Genomic DNA, 13,571 nt, shown 5'->3' with positions numbered 1-13,571 from the left:
GAAGCCGGCAACGGTTGTGCCTGAAGCAGCGGCGAACGCATCGCCCCGAACCCCGTCGGCTCCCACCGAGCCAGCGCGGCCGTCCGCTGCGTCCAGCACCGCCGCGGCGCGGCCACCCGTTGCGCCCATGACACCGGCGCATACGCCCATTCCCCTCGCCGAGACGACGCCCCGTCCCTTCGGCGCGCTCAACGCCGAGGCGGCCAAGGCCTTCGCGGCCGCCAGCGCCTCCGAGTCGCGGCCCTTCGCCCGCCCCTCGCCCAACGTGCAGCCGCAGCGCGTGCTGCTGGTGGATGACAGCCGCTCCATCCGCACGCTGCTGAAGATCTACCTGATGGCACGCTCCTTCGAATACATCGAGGCGGAGTCGGCCGAGGCGGCGCTGGACGTGCTGAAGACGCAGACGGTGGACCTCATCCTCACCGACTTCCACATGGATGGGATGAACGGCGCGGACTTCGCGGCGGCGGTGCGAGCCAACCGCGACGTGAAGGTGTCCAAGATTCCCATCCTGATGATGACGGGCGACGCCAACGCGGCCGAGGTGCGCAACAAGGGCCAGAAGGCGGGCATCAACGCCTTCGTGCGCAAGCCGGTGAGCTGCGCCCAGCTGATGACGCTGGTGGACACCATCCTCCCGCCGCCGAAGAAGAGCTGAGCGGGCCGCTCCCGCCTCCCCGCGACGGAGGAGGCGGGCTCCCCGTCCACCTCAGGCGGCGTGGAAGCGCAGGGGCAGCACCACGGGACCGCGGACCGTCATGGAGCGGTTCCACACGACGGGCTCCGGGTCCTTCGAGAAGCCCGAGAAGTGATCGAGCAGCGCCTCCAGGCCGAGGCGTGCCTCCATCCGGGCCAGCTGCGCTCCCAGGCAGAAGTGGATGCCGTGTCCGAAGGACAGGTTGTGCTGGCCCGAGCGCTCGGGGTCGAAGCGCTCGCCGTTGGGGAACTGCTCCTCGTCCCGGCTGGCGGAGGCCAGCACCACGAGGAGGCGGGAGCCCTTGGGCAACGGGACACCGCCCAGCTCCGTGTCGGCGGTGGTGTGCCGCGGCACGGAGTGGACGGGGGTCTCGCAGCGCAGCACCTCCTCGAGGAGCTGGGGGATGAGGGACCTGTTCGCGCGGACGCGAGCCAGTACCTCCGGGTGCTCCGCCAGCAGCCGCAACGTGTGGCTCAACAGGTGGACCGTCGTCTCCAACCCGGCCACCAGCAGCATGAAGAGGAAGCTGTGCACCTCCGCCTCGGTGAGGGCCTCGCTCTCCACCCGCGCGCGGAGCAGGTCGCTCACCAGGTCCTCACGCGGCTCGCGGCGCCGCAGCTCCAGCACCTCGGACACGTACTGCTCGAACTCCGCCACCGTGTCGCGCACCTGCGCCTGCTTCGCGAGATCGTCCGGAGCCGTGCCGGTGATGCTGGTGAGGTCGTCCGTCCAGCGCCTGAACCGGGGCCGCAGCGACGCATCCAGCCCGAGCAGCTCTCCGATGATGCTGGAGGGCAGGAGCGAGGTGAAGGACTCGACGGCGTCCACCGTGCGCCCGGCGGGAATCCTGGAGGCGAACTTCTCGGCGTAGAAGCGCACGCGAGGCTCCCACCGGGCGAGGGCCGGGGCACCGAAGACGCGGTTGACGAGGGCCCGCAGCCGGGTGTGGTTCGGCGGGTCCATGCAGATCATCGAGTCGGCGAACGGGTTGTGTCCGAGCCAGGCCGGCTTGACGGCCCTGCCGAAGCCCTCGGAGGAGAAGAGCAGGGGGTTCTTCATCACCGTCATGACGTCCGCGTACCGGGTGACGGCCCACATGCCACCGGGATCCACCTGGCACAGGTGGCGGTTGCGCCGCAGCTCGGCGTAGACGGGGTACGGGTTGGCGCGGACATCGGGCGCCAGCAGGTTGAACCTGTTGCTCATCGAGACGATCTCCGGACGGGGCTCATCGAGCGAGGCTTCTCGCTCCCCACGCGGAGTCTAGAAGGGAGGAGGGTCCGGAGTCGCTCCCCCCTCAGATGGCCGAAGCCGGAGCGCCCGACCGGGCCCGCCGCTTGCGCAGGGCCTCGGCCACGCGGATGGCGAAGAGCAGCGCCAGCACACCGCCATACACGAGGGGCTCGGTATGGTCCTTCTTCACGCGCCAGAAGAAGTGCACCACGCCCAGGGAGGCCGCCACGTAGGACAGCCGGTGCAGCCGCTGCCAGACGGGGAAGCCCAGGCGGCGCACCATGCGGTTCGTGCTGGTGACGGCCAGCGGCACGAGCAGCACCAGCGCGAGGAAGCCCACGGTGATGAAGGGCCGCTTCGCGATGTCCTCGAGGATGGTGGCGAGCGCCAGCCCCTGGTCCACCACCACGTAGGTGAGGAAGTGCAGCACGGCGTAGGCGAAGCCCAGCAGGCCGAGCAGCTTGCGCACGCGCATGGGCCACGTCCACCCGGCCACCACCTTGAGCGGCGTGCACGCGAGCGAGGCCACCAGGAGGATGAGGGCGAGCATGCCCGTCTGGTTGAGCACGCGCTCGATGGGGTTGGCCCCGAGGGTGTCCCGCGCGAGCTGGAGCGCCAGGAGGGCCAGCGGGGAGAGGCCGCCCACGAGGAAGGCGGGCTTGAGCCAGGGGAGCGGGGGCGAGGCCATGGGCGTCAGAAGTTGCGGCGCAGGTCCAGGCCCGAATAGAGGCTGGCCACCTGCTCGGCGTAGCCGTTGAAGGGGAGCGTGGGCCGGCGGCGGAGCTCGCCGATGCGGCGCTCGGTGGCCTGGCTCCAGCGCGGGTGGTCCACCTCGGGGTTCACGTTGGCGAAGAAGCCGTACTCGCGAGGGTTGGAGCGGCTCCAGGTGGTGGGCGGCTGCTGCTCGGTGAGGGTGATGCGGACGATGGACTTGATGCCCTTGAAGCCGTACTTCCACGGCACCACCAGCCGCAGGGGCGCGCCGTTCTGGTTGGGCAGGACGCGGCCATAGAGGCCCACCGCGAGCATCGTGAGCGGATTCAGGGCCTCGTCCAGACGCAGGCCCTCGACGTACGGCCACTCGAGCACGGAGGTGCGCTGGCCGGGCATCTGCTTGGGGTCCTTCAGCGTGGTGAAGGCGACGTACTTCGCCTTGCCGGTGGGCTCCACGCGGCGCAGCAGCCCCGCCAGCGGGAAGCCCATCCACGGAATCACCATGGACCAGGCCTCCACGCAGCGCATGCGGTAGACGCGGTCCTCCAGCGGGAACCAGGACTGGAGGGTGTCGATGTCCACCGTCTGCGGCTTGTTCACCTCGCCGTCGATGACGACGGTCCACGGCCGCGGCTTGAGGACGTGGGCGTTCTCGGCGGGGTCGCCCTTGTCGAGGCCGAACTCGTAGAAGTTGTTGTAGGTGGTGGCGTCGTCGTACGAGGTGGGGGCCTCGTCGGTGTCGTACGGGCCGCGGGGCTTCTTCTTGGGGGCATCGCCCGGAGCGGAGGGCAGGCCACCATCCGTACCCGAGGGCCGGCCGCTGAGCAGCTGCAGGCCGCCGCCCACACCCGTGGCGGTGCCGGTGAAGAGGACGGCGCTCTTGAGGAACTCACGCCGGCGCAGGTACAGCGACTCGGAAGTGATTTCGGAGCTCGGGGGCTCGGGCACCTTCTTGCGCATGATACCCACCATAACGCCCGAGCCGGAATCCGGTTACATCCGGGCGGGCGACCCGGAAGCACGCGCCTCGGAGCGGACCCGGGCATCGCGCATCGTCCACAGGCGCCACCAGGGAGTGGAGGGAGATTCGTGGTGCTCCCAGTGGTAGCCGAAGAAGTAGCAGGAGAGCATGGCCCACAGGTGGTTGCGAGGCAGGGAGCGCGCGTGGTGGGGGGCCATGTCCGGGGTGTCGGGCCGCCGGTGGGGCAGGAAGGTGCCGAAGTAGAAGAGTTGCACGGTGCCGAGCAGCGCGGGCACCACCCAGAAGGCGAGGATGCGCCACTGGGCCACGCCGAGGAACAGCAACAGGTTGAACTTGGCCGCCATGACGAGCAGCTGCGGCCAGGTGGTGTAGCGCACCATGAAGGTGGCGAACCACGGCCAGAAGGACTGGGTCCGGGTGGAGAAGTCGGGGTCGTCCGGGCCGGTGGGGTCGGTGTGGTGGGCGCGGTGGTTGACGACCAGACGACGGTAGGAGAGCCCGGCGAAGAGGAAGCAGGCGGCCGTGCCCACGGTCTGGTTCACCCACCGGTGGCGGCTCACCGTGCCGTGCATGGCGTCATGGCCGGTGATGAACAGGCCGGTGCTCAGGTAGGCCTGCAGGGCGATGTGGAGCCAGGTGAGCGGCGAGGCGAGGGACAGGTGGGCCCCTACCAGCAGCCAGACGAGATGACCCAACCACGCGCCGAGCACGGTGAGCGCGATGAGGATACCCCAGGGACCTCGAGGAACGTGGCTGCGCATCCGCCTCATCTCTCATCATGCCCGGCCCGCCGCGCACGGGAAAACGCACGCGGCGGGCGAGCGGACGACGATTACTTCTTCGCCGGCGCGGAGGCCTCGGCCGCGAGCTTCTCGGCGGTGACGTAGCGCGGCTCGATGTCCACGGGGACCTTCTCCAGCTTGTCGAGGACGCGCTTCACCTCGGGACGCACCACGCCCATCTTCTCGAGCAGCGACTCGGCGGCGGCGCGGTTGCCGGCGGCCTGCAGCTCCATGAGCTGCTTCGTCAGGGAGGTGACGGACTCGCGAATCTTCCCCGGCACCACGGAGAAGGTGCCGTCCTTGTTCACCACCACGGCGCCAGTGTCGAGGAAGTGGTTGAGCTGCAGCGCGATGCCCTTGCCGTGGGCCTCGTTGATACCGAAGCGGATGGAGCGGAACGCGGAGGCCAGGAAGGTGGTGTACATGGTGCGCTCCATCTCCTTGCCGATGACGCCCTTGTCCACCAGGCGCTGCAGGGCCCAGAGGCCGGAGATGTCCGCCTTGGCCTCCTCGATGGCGCTGGAGGACGCCTGGAGGGCCTGACGCACCGTGGTCTGCTTGCCCTCCACGGTGATGTTGTGGGGCCCCAGCCCGTGCATCAGCTCGTGCATGAGGATGTGGGTGAAGAAGGCATCGAAGGCGACGTCCTTGCGGTCCTTGGCGGGGAGGGCCACCTGGGTGATGGGGACGAGGACGCGGTTGAACTTGGCCTCCTGGACGTTCTTGAGCATGACGCGCTTGGTGCCCTTCTCGGCGGCGACGCGCTCGTCATTGGGCAGGTTGAAGGCCGCGGTCTGCACGCCGCGGTTGGCGTCACCCGAGGAGAAGATGCTGTTGATGACGCGGATGGGCGCGAGCGCGCCCAGCTTGGGGTTGCGCAGCTTCGGGTCGATGGGGAGGTTGTTCTCCAGGTCCTGCAGCTCGCCGCTGAACTTCGCGAGCTTCTGCGTCTCCGCGTCGTCGCGCAGACCGACGAAGGCCTCGAAGGCGGCCTTGTAGTTGAACCACTCGTCCTCGTAGACCTCGTAGGGGCCGACGGTGGGCTCGATGCTGGCGTCGAGCTCCATCCAGGCCACCTCGCTCGGGTAGTAGTCGTTGCTGAGGAAGCCGTCGGCGCGCTTGGAGAGGAAGGCCTTCAGGGTGGGCTGGGTGGTGAGCTCCGCGGCCTCGCGCAGCAGTTGGGCGGCCTGGGCGAGCTCGCCCTGGTACTCGACGCTGTAGGGGACGGAGACGAACTTGCCGGCGGGGTCGCGGCGGAGGGTGGTGAAGAAACCGGTGGCCTCGCGCTGCTGGGTCTCGGGGAGGGACTTCACCCAGGCCTCGATGTCGGCCTTGGAGGCGCCGGCCGGGTAGAAGTTGCCCTCGGCGGGCTTGGCGGGGACGCCGGGGAGGAAGGGCGCGTTGTGGTCGAGCCGGGACCAGGGGCCCTTGTTGAGGAGGAAGGCGTGGAGACGCTCACGGCCGAGCGGCGAGGTGTCCTCGATGAGGTCGAGCAGGAGGGTCTCGTTGCCGGCCCAGACCTGGCGGAGGAAGAGCGGGTCCATGATCTTCGCGGCCTGGACGATCTTCGCGAGGGCGCGGCGCTCGTTGTCGGGGAGCTTCGAGATGTCGGCCTGGATGTCGACGGGAGCGAAACGGGCCGTCATGCGCTGGAGCTCGGGAGCGGTGGGCATACGGGAGGAGGCCAGCTGGGTCTCGGCGGCGCTGGCGGAGCCCGAGAAGAGCATCGCGGCGGCGGCGAGGGAGAGGAGTTTGCGGGTCATGGCGGCCTTTTTATCCGAAGCCATCGGGCATGCCAGCGAGCATCACTCCCCTCTCCCTCCGGGAGAGGGACGGGGTGAGGGTATCGAACATCCCGGGTTGGACCGGAAGGAGCTCAGTGGACCGAGAAACGCTCGGCACTGACTAGCGAATCCGTCGGAAAGCCTTTGCACTGCTCGTGAATCAAGAGACGCTCGCAGCTTCCGCCCTTGAAGCTTGGCGGCGGTCTTGTCCGTCTCACACGGCCGGCAACAGGATGACGATGAGCACGTCCCACAACGAGTGACTCACCCACGAGACCGCGAGGCTGCGGCGCCACTCGGCGAGCAGTCCCCACGCGAGTGACGTGGGGAACGCCGCGAGGGCCAGCAGCGGCTCACGGAAGGCCAGCAGCGCGAGGCTCGACAGCACCGCCGCCACCACCGTGCACCCCACCCTCCCGAGCCTCGGCCGTAAAGCCTGCTGCACCGCGCCTCGCCAGAACAGTTCCTCGGCCGGAGCAATCACCAGCGCCAGGGCCAGCCCCGCTCCCACCGAGCCCGTTCCGAAGCGCGCGTAGACGCCCATCAAAGGCTCGCACAGGAAGTTCGAGAAGCCTCCGCACAGCGCCCAGAGCACCGCCCGCGCCCCTACGTACAGCACCCCCGCGAGCGCCACGCCCCACAGCAGGTCCGCGCTCCTCGGGCGGAGACGTTTCCTCCCTTCTTCGCCCAGCGCCTTCCACGAGAGCGCGTTCCAGACCGCGCAGTAGAGCGTGGCCCAGGCGAAGAAGTACGGCGGGTGCACATGCACCAGCGCGGTCCACAGGAGCATCGCGACTGTGGTGGCCAGGAGCCAACCCCAGTGACTTCTACCCTCACCCCGTCCCTCTCCCAGAGGGAGAGGGGTATTTGCTCGCACAGGAGGGCTCATGGCAGCGGCAGGTCCCGGTCCCTCAAGAGCGCCTCGGCCGCTCGCCTCCCCGACACCATCGCTCCGTCGATCGACCCGTTCTCCCGGTAGTCCCCACACGCGTACAGCCCCGGTGACATCCTCACCCTCCGGTGCGGCTCCTCGAGCAGCTCGGGTTGTTGCGCCGGCAGCGCGTGCGGAATCGCGTACGTGCGCAGGTGCCTCCACCCCGCCACCCCTCCACCGAACCACTCCGTGAGCTGCTCGCGCACCCGCCTCTCCAGTTCCTCCAAGTCCTCCGCCGTCTCCAGCACCGACACGGACACCAGCGCCTGCCCCTCGGGCGCGTACGCGGGCGCCACCTCACTCATCACCGCCAGGTTGTTCACCGGCCCCCTCCCCTCCCCGTTCAGCACCAGGTAGGGGCCTCGCACCGGTGGCTCCGGCGCCGCGAAGTACAGGCACGTCACCGCGTTCATCTTCCTCGGCGGCATGCCGAGCAGCAGCTCCTCCGCCGCGGGCGCGTCCGTGGCCACCACCACCGCGTCCGCCTCCACCACCGTCCCCGACGCCAGCCTCACCCGGTGGCCCCACACCTCCTCCACCGGCGAGTTCAGCTTCACCACCCCGAAGGGAAACTTCGCGGCGAGCTGCTCCGCCAGCGCTCCCATTCCCTTCGCCGGCACCGCCGTGGCCCCCGTGGCGAACATCCGGAAGACGAACTCCAGCATCCGGCTCGAGGTGCTCAGCTCCTTCTCCAGGAACACCCCGCCGAAGAAGGGCCGGAAGAAGGCGTCCACCATCTGCTCGGAGAACCCCACGTCGCGCAGGTACGTCAGCGCCGTCCGCTGCCTCCGGTGGAACACGTCCTCCACCGAGCCCGCGAGCGACTGCTGGCGCAAGTCGAGAACGTGTAACTTGTCGGCGAACGAGCCCACCTTGTTGAACGCGTGCGCCGCCGCCCGCAGCGGCCGGCGCAGCGGATCAGCCACTTGGTGCAGCTTCCCCTCGCGCCACACCAGCGCTCCTGGGAAGAAGCGCTGGAAGTCGAGCGCCTCGTAGTCCAGCCAGCGCTGGGGCTCCGGGTAGGCCATGAGGAAGACCTGGAAGCCCCTGTCCAGCAGGAAGCCGTCCACCACGTCCGTGCGCGCACGGCCCCCCACTCCGTCGCTTGCCTCCAGCACCCGCACCTTCGCCTTGGCCTGCTGCAGCACCCTCGCGCACGTCAGCCCGGCCAGCCCCGCCCCCACCACGATGACCTCCGGACCCGCCAAGGCGCACCCTCCGTAAAAGTGAAAATTCCCGTCCTACCTTGATTCCCGGACACCACCCGACGAGACTCCCTGGGAATATGGGAAGAAGTGGACACCTTTCTCACTGAAAGACGTCCCGCGTTCTTCTACTAAAATCAGTGACTCGAACCGACCGCCTTCTCTACCCAGGGCGGCGGAATACTTCGGAGACCCGCAAGCCATGTTGATCGTGATGCGACCGGATGCGACGGCCCAGGACATCGAGCGTGTAAACGACGAGATCCGCCGTCGCGGCTGGCAACAGCACGCGATCCCTGGCGAGATGCGCACGGCCACCTTGGAGTAGGCACATGACGCTCAAGGAAGCGCTGAGCAGGGTGGTGGGCCGGCGCGATCTGACTCGCGAGGAGATGGTCCAGATCATGGGCCTGATGCTCGCGGGAGAGGCGACGCCTGCCCAGGTGGGCGCCTTCGCGGTCGCGTTGCGCATGAAGGGAGAGACCGAGGAGGAGATCCTCGGCGCGGCGGAGGCCATGCGGGCCTGCGCCACGCGCATCCATCCCAGGGCCGAGGTGGTGCTGGACACCTGCGGCACCGGTGGCGATGGGGCGCACACCTTCAACATCTCCACGGCCGTGGCCTTCGTGGCCGCGGGCGCGGGGGTGACGGTGGCCAAGCATGGCAACCGCGCGGTGTCCTCGCGGTGCGGCAGCTCGGACGTGCTGGCCGCGCTGGGCGTGGGCATGGACCGGACGCACGAGCAGGTGACGCGTGACGTGGACGAGCACGGCGTGGGCTTCCTCTTCGCGCCCTCGCACCACAGCGCCCTGCGGCACGTGGCACCGGCGCGGCGAGAGATCGGCCTGCACACGGTGTTCAACCTGCTGGGTCCGCTGACCAACCCGGCGGGGGCGCGCTACCAGCTGCTCGGCACCTTCGCGGGCGAGCGGCTGGAGCAGACGGCGCGCGTCCTCTCCAGGCTGGGCAGCAAGCGGGCCTGGGTGGTGCACGGCCAGGATGGGCTGGACGAAATCTCCCCGTGCACGACCACGGACGTGGCGGAGCTGCGCGAGGACGGCTCGGTGCGGCGCTTCTCCCTCACCCCGGAGGACGCGGGGCTGGAGCGGGTGCCGCCCGAGGCCATCGTCGGAGGGGACGTGGAGGACAACGCCCGGCGCTTCAAGGCGCTGTTGGCCGGAGAGCGCTCCGGGGTGCGCACGGCGGTGCTGCTCAACGCGGCGGCGGCGCTGGTGGTGGTGGGCCGGGCGACGAACCTCAAGGAGGGCGTGCAACAAGCGGTGGAGGCCATCGACTCCGGCACGGCGGCGGCAAAACTGCAGGCCCTGGTGAAGGGAGGCACGACATGAGCAAGCCCACTTCCCCTGGCACGCCCCCTTCCCCTAACACGCCCACTTCCCCTCTCCCTCCGGGAGAGGGACGGGGTGAGGGTACCTCGGGCCCCGAGTCCGACAAGCTGGCCGCCATCTTCGCGCGCAAGCGCCGGGAGCTCGCCGCGCGCAAGCGCCTGGTGGCCAACACGCCCCGTCCGCCGTCCCGAGACTTCGCGGCGGCCCTCACCCGGCACCGGCCCGACCTGCCAGTCAACGTCATCGCCGAGGTGAAACGCCGCAGCCCCTCGGGCGGCAACTTCCCGCACCAGGACCTGGTGGCGGTGGCGAGGGCGTACGAGGCGGCCGGAGCGAGCGCCATCAGCGTGCTCACCGACGACGTGGACTTCGGGGGCTGCCTCGACGATCTGCTCCAGGTGCGAGCGGCCATCTCGTTGCCAGTCCTGCGCAAGGACTTCCTGGTGGCCCCGCAGGAGGTGGAGGAGAGCGCGGCCATGGGCGCGGACGCGGTGCTGCTCATCGCGGACGCGCTGGAGGACGGGCCGCTGGCGGAGATGGTGGCCGCGGCGAAGGCGTGCCGGGTGGCGGCGCTGGTGGAGGCCCACACGCAGGAGCACGCCGAGCGCGCGCTGAAGGCGGGCGCGGAGCTGGTGGGCATCAACAACCGGAACCTCGCCACGCTGCGCACGGACGTCTCCACGGCGCTCCGGGTGATTCCCACGCTGCGCAGCCGGGCGAAGGCGCTGGTGGCGGAGAGCGGCCTCAAGACACGCGAGGACTTCGCGGCGGCACGGGCCGCGGGAGCCGACGCGGTGCTGGTGGGCGAGTCCCTGCTGCGCGACGCCGAGCCGGGCCGGGCCCTGGCGCGGCTGCTCGCGGGTGCGCCGTGAGCACTCGGGTCAAAATCTGCGGCGTCACCCGCGTGGAGGACGCGCGGCGGGCGTGGGCCGAGGGCGCGGACGCGCTGGGGCTCAACTTCTACCCGCGCTCGCCCCGGTACGTGACGGCGGAGGTGGCGGCGGAGCTGGCGCGCACGCGGCCGGCGCTGGGCTCGGTGGTGGGCGTGTTCGTCAACGAGTCACCGGACGTCATCCGCGCGCGGGTGCGCGAGTGCGGGCTGACGGCGGTGCAGCTGCACGGGGACGAGCCGCCCGAGGCCTGCGCGGGCTACGGCGTGCCGGTCATCAAGGCGATGCGGGTGCGCGGCCCCGAGGACGTGGAGAAGGCCCGCACCTACGTGGGAGCGGGCGACGTGGCGGCGCTGCTGCTGGACGGAGCGGCGCCGGGCTACGGCGGCGGCGGCGTGGGGTTCGACTGGTCGCTGGTGGCACGGCTCGCGGACGCGGGCGTGCCGGTGCTGGTGGCCGGCGGGCTCAACCCGGACAATGTGAGAGAGGCCGTGCGGGCCACCCGGCCCTACGGCGTGGATGTGGCGAGCGGGGTGGAAGTCAGCCCCGGCATCAAGGATGCGGACGCGGTGCGTGCCTTCGTACGCGCCGCGAAGACCGCGCTTTGGGAGTGACACGAACCATGGAAACGCAAACCGCCCCTGGCCGCTTCGGGCGTTATGGCGGCCGCTATGTGCCGGAGACGCTGGTCCCGGCGCTGCTGGAGTTGGAGCAGGCGTATGCCGAGGCCCGGAAGGATCCAGCCTTCGACGAGCAGGTGTCGCAGGTGCTGCGCGAGTACGTCGGGCGCGAGACGCCGCTGACGCCCGCGCGCCGGCTCACCGAGCTGTGGCGTGGCGCCGAGGTGTGGCTCAAGCGGGAGGACCTCGCGCACACGGGCGCCCACAAAATCAACAACACCATCGGCCAGGTGCTGCTGGCCAAGCGGATGGGCAAGAAGCGCATCATCGCGGAGACGGGCGCGGGCCAGCACGGCGTGGCCACCGCCACCGCGTGCGCCCTGTTCGGCCTGCCCTGCGAGGTCTTCATGGGCGCGGTGGATGTGGAGCGCCAGTCGCTCAACGTCTTCCGCATGAAGGCCCTGGGGGCCAAGGTGCACCCGGTGGAGTCGGGCTCGCGCACCCTCAAGGACGCGATGAACGAGGCCATGCGCATCTGGGTGTCGCAGGTGGAGGACACCTACTACGTCATCGGCAGCGCGGCCGGTCCGCACCCCTACCCCACCATCGTCCGCGACTTCCAGGCCGTCATCGGCCGGGAGATCCGCACGCAGTCGCTGGTGGCCTTCGGCAGGCTGCCGGACGCCGTCATCGCGTGCATCGGCGGAGGCTCGAACGCCATTGGAGCGCTCCACCCCTTCGTCGAGGACAAGCAGGTGCGGCTGGTGGGCGTGGAGGCCGGTGGCCACGGCCTGGACTCGGGCCAGCACGGCGCGTCCCTGACGCTGGGGACCGAGGGCGTGCTGCACGGCTCGCGCTCGCTGGTGCTGCAGGACGAGAACGGGCAGATCATCGAGGCGCACTCCATCTCCGCGGGCCTGGACTACCCGGGCGTGGGGCCGGAGCTGGCGTACCTGGCGAAGACGGGCCGGCTCGAGGTGCGTACCGCCACGGACGAGGAGGCCCTGAAGGCCTTCTATCTGGTGTCCCGCACCGAGGGCATCCTGCCCGCGCTGGAGTCCTCGCACGCCTTCGCGCGCGCGGGGGACCTGGCGCGCGAGCTGGGCAAGGGCAAGCACCTGGTCGTCAACTGCTCGGGCCGCGGCGACAAGGACGTGGCCACCATCGCGGCGCGCGGGATTCCCGCCGCCATCGGTCAGGAGGGAGCATGAGCGGGGAGATCGCGGAAGCGTTCGCCCGGGCCAGGGCCCGCGGTGAGGGCGCGCTGGTGGCGTACGCCATGGCGGGGGACCCGGACCTTCCCGGCTCGGTGGACGTGTTCGCCGCGTGCGTGGAGGGTGGCGCGGACATCCTGGAGATTGGCGTGGCGTTCAGCGACCCCATCGCCGACGGTCCCGTCATCCAGGGCGCGTCCGAGCGGGCCCTGAAGGCGGGCTCCACGCTCAAGCGGGTGCTGGACGAGGTGGTGCCCGCGGTGCGCGCGCGCTGCCCCCAGACGCCGCTGGTGGTGATGACGTACGTCAACGTCGTCATGGCCATGGGCGAGGAGCGCTACGCGAAGCTGGCCCGGGAGCGCGGCGTGTCGGGCACCATCCTGCCGGACCTGCCGCCCGAGGAGAGCACGGGCATCCGCGTCGCCTTCGACAAGGAAGGGTTGGAGCTCATCCCGCTGTGCGCTCCCACCACGTCGCCGACCCGGGCCGAGTCCATCGCGAAGGACGCGCGGGGCTTCGTCTACTGCGTGTCGGTGGCGGGCGTGACGGGCATGCGCTCGGAGCTGCCGGCCAACCTCTCCGAGCGGCTGGAGCTGGTGCGGCGCCTGTCGCCCGTGCCCGTGGTCGCCGGCTTCGGCATCTCCAACGCCGAGCAGGCCCGGGTGGTGGGCGCCCACGCCGATGGCGTGGTGGTGGGCAGCGCCATCGTCCGTGCCGCACAGGCCGATGGGCCCGCCGCGGCCCGTCAGGTGTGCGCTGACATCAAGCGCGGATTGAAGCGCTGAGCCGTGCCGGGTGGGGCCTCGTGGGGGGCCCCGCCTTGCCCTGAGTTCTGATTAGGTGGGTTTGACTCAGCGAGAAGTCGACGCGTACGCTGAGCATCCCCCTTTCACACAGGAGAGCGGCAGATGAACAAGACCGAGAAGAAGCCGGTGTTCCCGCGGACCGAGGTGGTGGAGCGTCAGAAGGAGCGCGCCCGCAAGCTGCTGGACCTGGACAAGGAGTCCCTCGAGACGGTTCGCGGCGGTGCGGCACGTTACGGCCTGCCCCCGACCGAGCTCGAGTGCAACCCCTCCTCGCCCACCAAGACGCCCACTACCAAGTAGGCCCTCCGTACGGGCTGTCCTGAACCGCCCTCCGCCACTTCACGACCTTGGCACCTCCAGA

Annotated in this window: 15 protein-coding genes; 8 read left to right on the top strand and 7 right to left on the bottom strand. The window is 70.1% G+C overall.

The genetic code is table 11. The features are described 5' to 3' along the window. The first annotated feature begins 127 nt into the window (after window positions 1–127). A complete protein-coding gene (locus JRI60_RS09630) occupies window positions 128–658 on the top strand; it encodes a response regulator (RefSeq protein WP_204225547.1) in 531 nt (176 codons plus the stop codon). Window positions 659–709: 51 nt separating this feature from the next. Here JRI60_RS09630 and JRI60_RS09625 read toward each other — a convergent pair whose 3' ends face one another. From JRI60_RS09625 to JRI60_RS09595, 7 genes are all read right to left on the bottom strand, one after another. Beyond that, window positions 710–1,903 (bottom strand): cytochrome P450, encoded by a 1,194-nt coding sequence (locus tag JRI60_RS09625; protein ID WP_204225546.1) that lies wholly within the window; start codon window positions 1,901–1,903, stop codon window positions 710–712. 91 nt (window positions 1,904–1,994) lie between these two features. Then, window positions 1,995–2,618 (bottom strand): sulfite oxidase heme-binding subunit YedZ, encoded by a 624-nt coding sequence (locus JRI60_RS09620; RefSeq protein ID WP_204225545.1) that lies wholly within the window; start codon window positions 2,616–2,618, stop codon window positions 1,995–1,997. A gap of 5 nt (window positions 2,619–2,623) precedes the next feature. Beyond that, window positions 2,624–3,604 carry a protein-methionine-sulfoxide reductase catalytic subunit MsrP gene (msrP, locus tag JRI60_RS09615; RefSeq protein ID WP_204225544.1) on the bottom strand — a complete coding sequence of 327 codons (981 nt, stop codon included), beginning with the start codon at window positions 3,602–3,604 and terminating at the stop codon, window positions 2,624–2,626. A gap of 33 nt (window positions 3,605–3,637) precedes the next feature. Then, window positions 3,638–4,387, bottom strand: a complete 750-nt coding sequence (locus JRI60_RS09610) for a fatty acid desaturase (protein WP_204225543.1) — start codon at window positions 4,385–4,387, stop codon at window positions 3,638–3,640. Window positions 4,388–4,458: 71 nt separating this feature from the next. Next, on the bottom strand, window positions 4,459–6,171 hold the full coding sequence (locus tag JRI60_RS09605) for a dipeptidyl-peptidase 3 family protein (RefSeq protein ID WP_204225542.1): 1,713 nt from the start codon (window positions 6,169–6,171) through the stop codon (window positions 4,459–4,461). Window positions 6,172–6,406: 235 nt separating this feature from the next. Continuing rightward, the gene (locus JRI60_RS09600; RefSeq protein WP_204225541.1) at window positions 6,407–6,982 is read right to left on the bottom strand and encodes a CPBP family intramembrane glutamic endopeptidase; all 576 of its coding nucleotides are present in this window, start codon (window positions 6,980–6,982) and stop codon (window positions 6,407–6,409) included. Window positions 6,983–7,077: 95 nt separating this feature from the next. Beyond that, window positions 7,078–8,334, bottom strand: coding sequence for an NAD(P)/FAD-dependent oxidoreductase (locus tag JRI60_RS09595; protein WP_204225540.1), 1,257 nt, complete (start codon window positions 8,332–8,334; stop codon window positions 7,078–7,080). Between the two features lie 199 nt (window positions 8,335–8,533). Here JRI60_RS09595 and JRI60_RS54430 point away from each other — a divergent pair, with 199 nt between their 5' ends. The 7 genes from JRI60_RS54430 to JRI60_RS09560 all read left to right on the top strand — a co-directional run bounded on the left by JRI60_RS54430 (window position 8,534) and on the right by JRI60_RS09560 (window position 13,510). Next, window positions 8,534–8,659, top strand: coding sequence for a hypothetical protein (locus JRI60_RS54430; protein WP_275439169.1), 126 nt, complete (start codon window positions 8,534–8,536; stop codon window positions 8,657–8,659). Between the two features lie 4 nt (window positions 8,660–8,663). After that, window positions 8,664–9,680 (top strand): anthranilate phosphoribosyltransferase, encoded by a 1,017-nt coding sequence (gene trpD, locus JRI60_RS09585; RefSeq protein ID WP_204225539.1) that lies wholly within the window; start codon window positions 8,664–8,666, stop codon window positions 9,678–9,680. Next, window positions 9,677–10,552: an indole-3-glycerol phosphate synthase TrpC gene (locus JRI60_RS09580; RefSeq protein ID WP_204225538.1), complete on the top strand. Its 876-nt coding sequence runs from the start codon at window positions 9,677–9,679 to the stop codon at window positions 10,550–10,552. Before trpD ends, JRI60_RS09580 begins: the two co-directional genes overlap by 4 nt. Then, window positions 10,549–11,184, top strand: a complete 636-nt coding sequence (locus JRI60_RS09575) for a phosphoribosylanthranilate isomerase (protein ID WP_204225537.1) — start codon at window positions 10,549–10,551, stop codon at window positions 11,182–11,184. The genes JRI60_RS09580 and JRI60_RS09575 overlap by 4 nt, the downstream gene beginning before the upstream one ends. An 8-nt stretch (window positions 11,185–11,192) precedes the next feature. Next, window positions 11,193–12,401 carry a tryptophan synthase subunit beta gene (gene trpB / locus JRI60_RS09570; RefSeq protein ID WP_204225536.1) on the top strand — a complete coding sequence of 403 codons (1,209 nt, stop codon included), beginning with the start codon at window positions 11,193–11,195 and terminating at the stop codon, window positions 12,399–12,401. Then, window positions 12,398–13,189: a tryptophan synthase subunit alpha gene (gene trpA, locus JRI60_RS09565; protein ID WP_204225535.1), complete on the top strand. Its 792-nt coding sequence runs from the start codon at window positions 12,398–12,400 to the stop codon at window positions 13,187–13,189. Before trpB ends, trpA begins: the two co-directional genes overlap by 4 nt. A 123-nt stretch (window positions 13,190–13,312) precedes the next feature. Further along, complete coding sequence (locus JRI60_RS09560) at window positions 13,313–13,510, top strand: hypothetical protein (protein WP_204225534.1); 198 nt, start codon at window positions 13,313–13,315, stop codon at window positions 13,508–13,510. The last annotated feature ends 61 nt before the right edge of the window (window positions 13,511–13,571 follow it).

Source organism: Archangium violaceum (assembly GCF_016887565.1).
GTDB lineage: Bacteria > Myxococcota > Myxococcia > Myxococcales > Myxococcaceae > Archangium > Archangium violaceum_B.
This window is presented reverse-complemented; position numbering and strand designations above follow the sequence as displayed.

Excerpts from the sequence above, each read along its gene's own strand:
- JRI60_RS09630 (WP_204225547.1), top strand. The coding sequence starts at position 128 with ATGACACCGGCGCATACGCCCATTCCCCTCGCCGAGACGACGCCCCGT.
- JRI60_RS09625 (WP_204225546.1), bottom strand. The coding sequence starts at position 1,903 with ATGAGCAACAGGTTCAACCTGCTGGCGCCCGATGTCCGCGCCAACCCG.
- JRI60_RS09620 (WP_204225545.1), bottom strand. The coding sequence starts at position 2,618 with ATGGCCTCGCCCCCGCTCCCCTGGCTCAAGCCCGCCTTCCTCGTGGGC.
- msrP (WP_204225544.1), bottom strand. The coding sequence starts at position 3,604 with ATGCGCAAGAAGGTGCCCGAGCCCCCGAGCTCCGAAATCACTTCCGAG.
- JRI60_RS09610 (WP_204225543.1), bottom strand. The coding sequence starts at position 4,387 with ATGCGCAGCCACGTTCCTCGAGGTCCCTGGGGTATCCTCATCGCGCTC.
- JRI60_RS09605 (WP_204225542.1), bottom strand. The coding sequence starts at position 6,171 with ATGACCCGCAAACTCCTCTCCCTCGCCGCCGCCGCGATGCTCTTCTCG.
- JRI60_RS09600 (WP_204225541.1), bottom strand. The coding sequence starts at position 6,982 with ATGCTCCTGTGGACCGCGCTGGTGCATGTGCACCCGCCGTACTTCTTC.
- JRI60_RS54430 (WP_275439169.1), top strand. The coding sequence starts at position 8,534 with ATGTTGATCGTGATGCGACCGGATGCGACGGCCCAGGACATCGAGCGT.
- trpD (WP_204225539.1), top strand. The coding sequence starts at position 8,664 with ATGACGCTCAAGGAAGCGCTGAGCAGGGTGGTGGGCCGGCGCGATCTG.
- JRI60_RS09580 (WP_204225538.1), top strand. The coding sequence starts at position 9,677 with ATGAGCAAGCCCACTTCCCCTGGCACGCCCCCTTCCCCTAACACGCCC.
- trpB (WP_204225536.1), top strand. The coding sequence starts at position 11,193 with ATGGAAACGCAAACCGCCCCTGGCCGCTTCGGGCGTTATGGCGGCCGC.
- trpA (WP_204225535.1), top strand. The coding sequence starts at position 12,398 with ATGAGCGGGGAGATCGCGGAAGCGTTCGCCCGGGCCAGGGCCCGCGGT.
- JRI60_RS09560 (WP_204225534.1), top strand. The coding sequence starts at position 13,313 with ATGAACAAGACCGAGAAGAAGCCGGTGTTCCCGCGGACCGAGGTGGTG.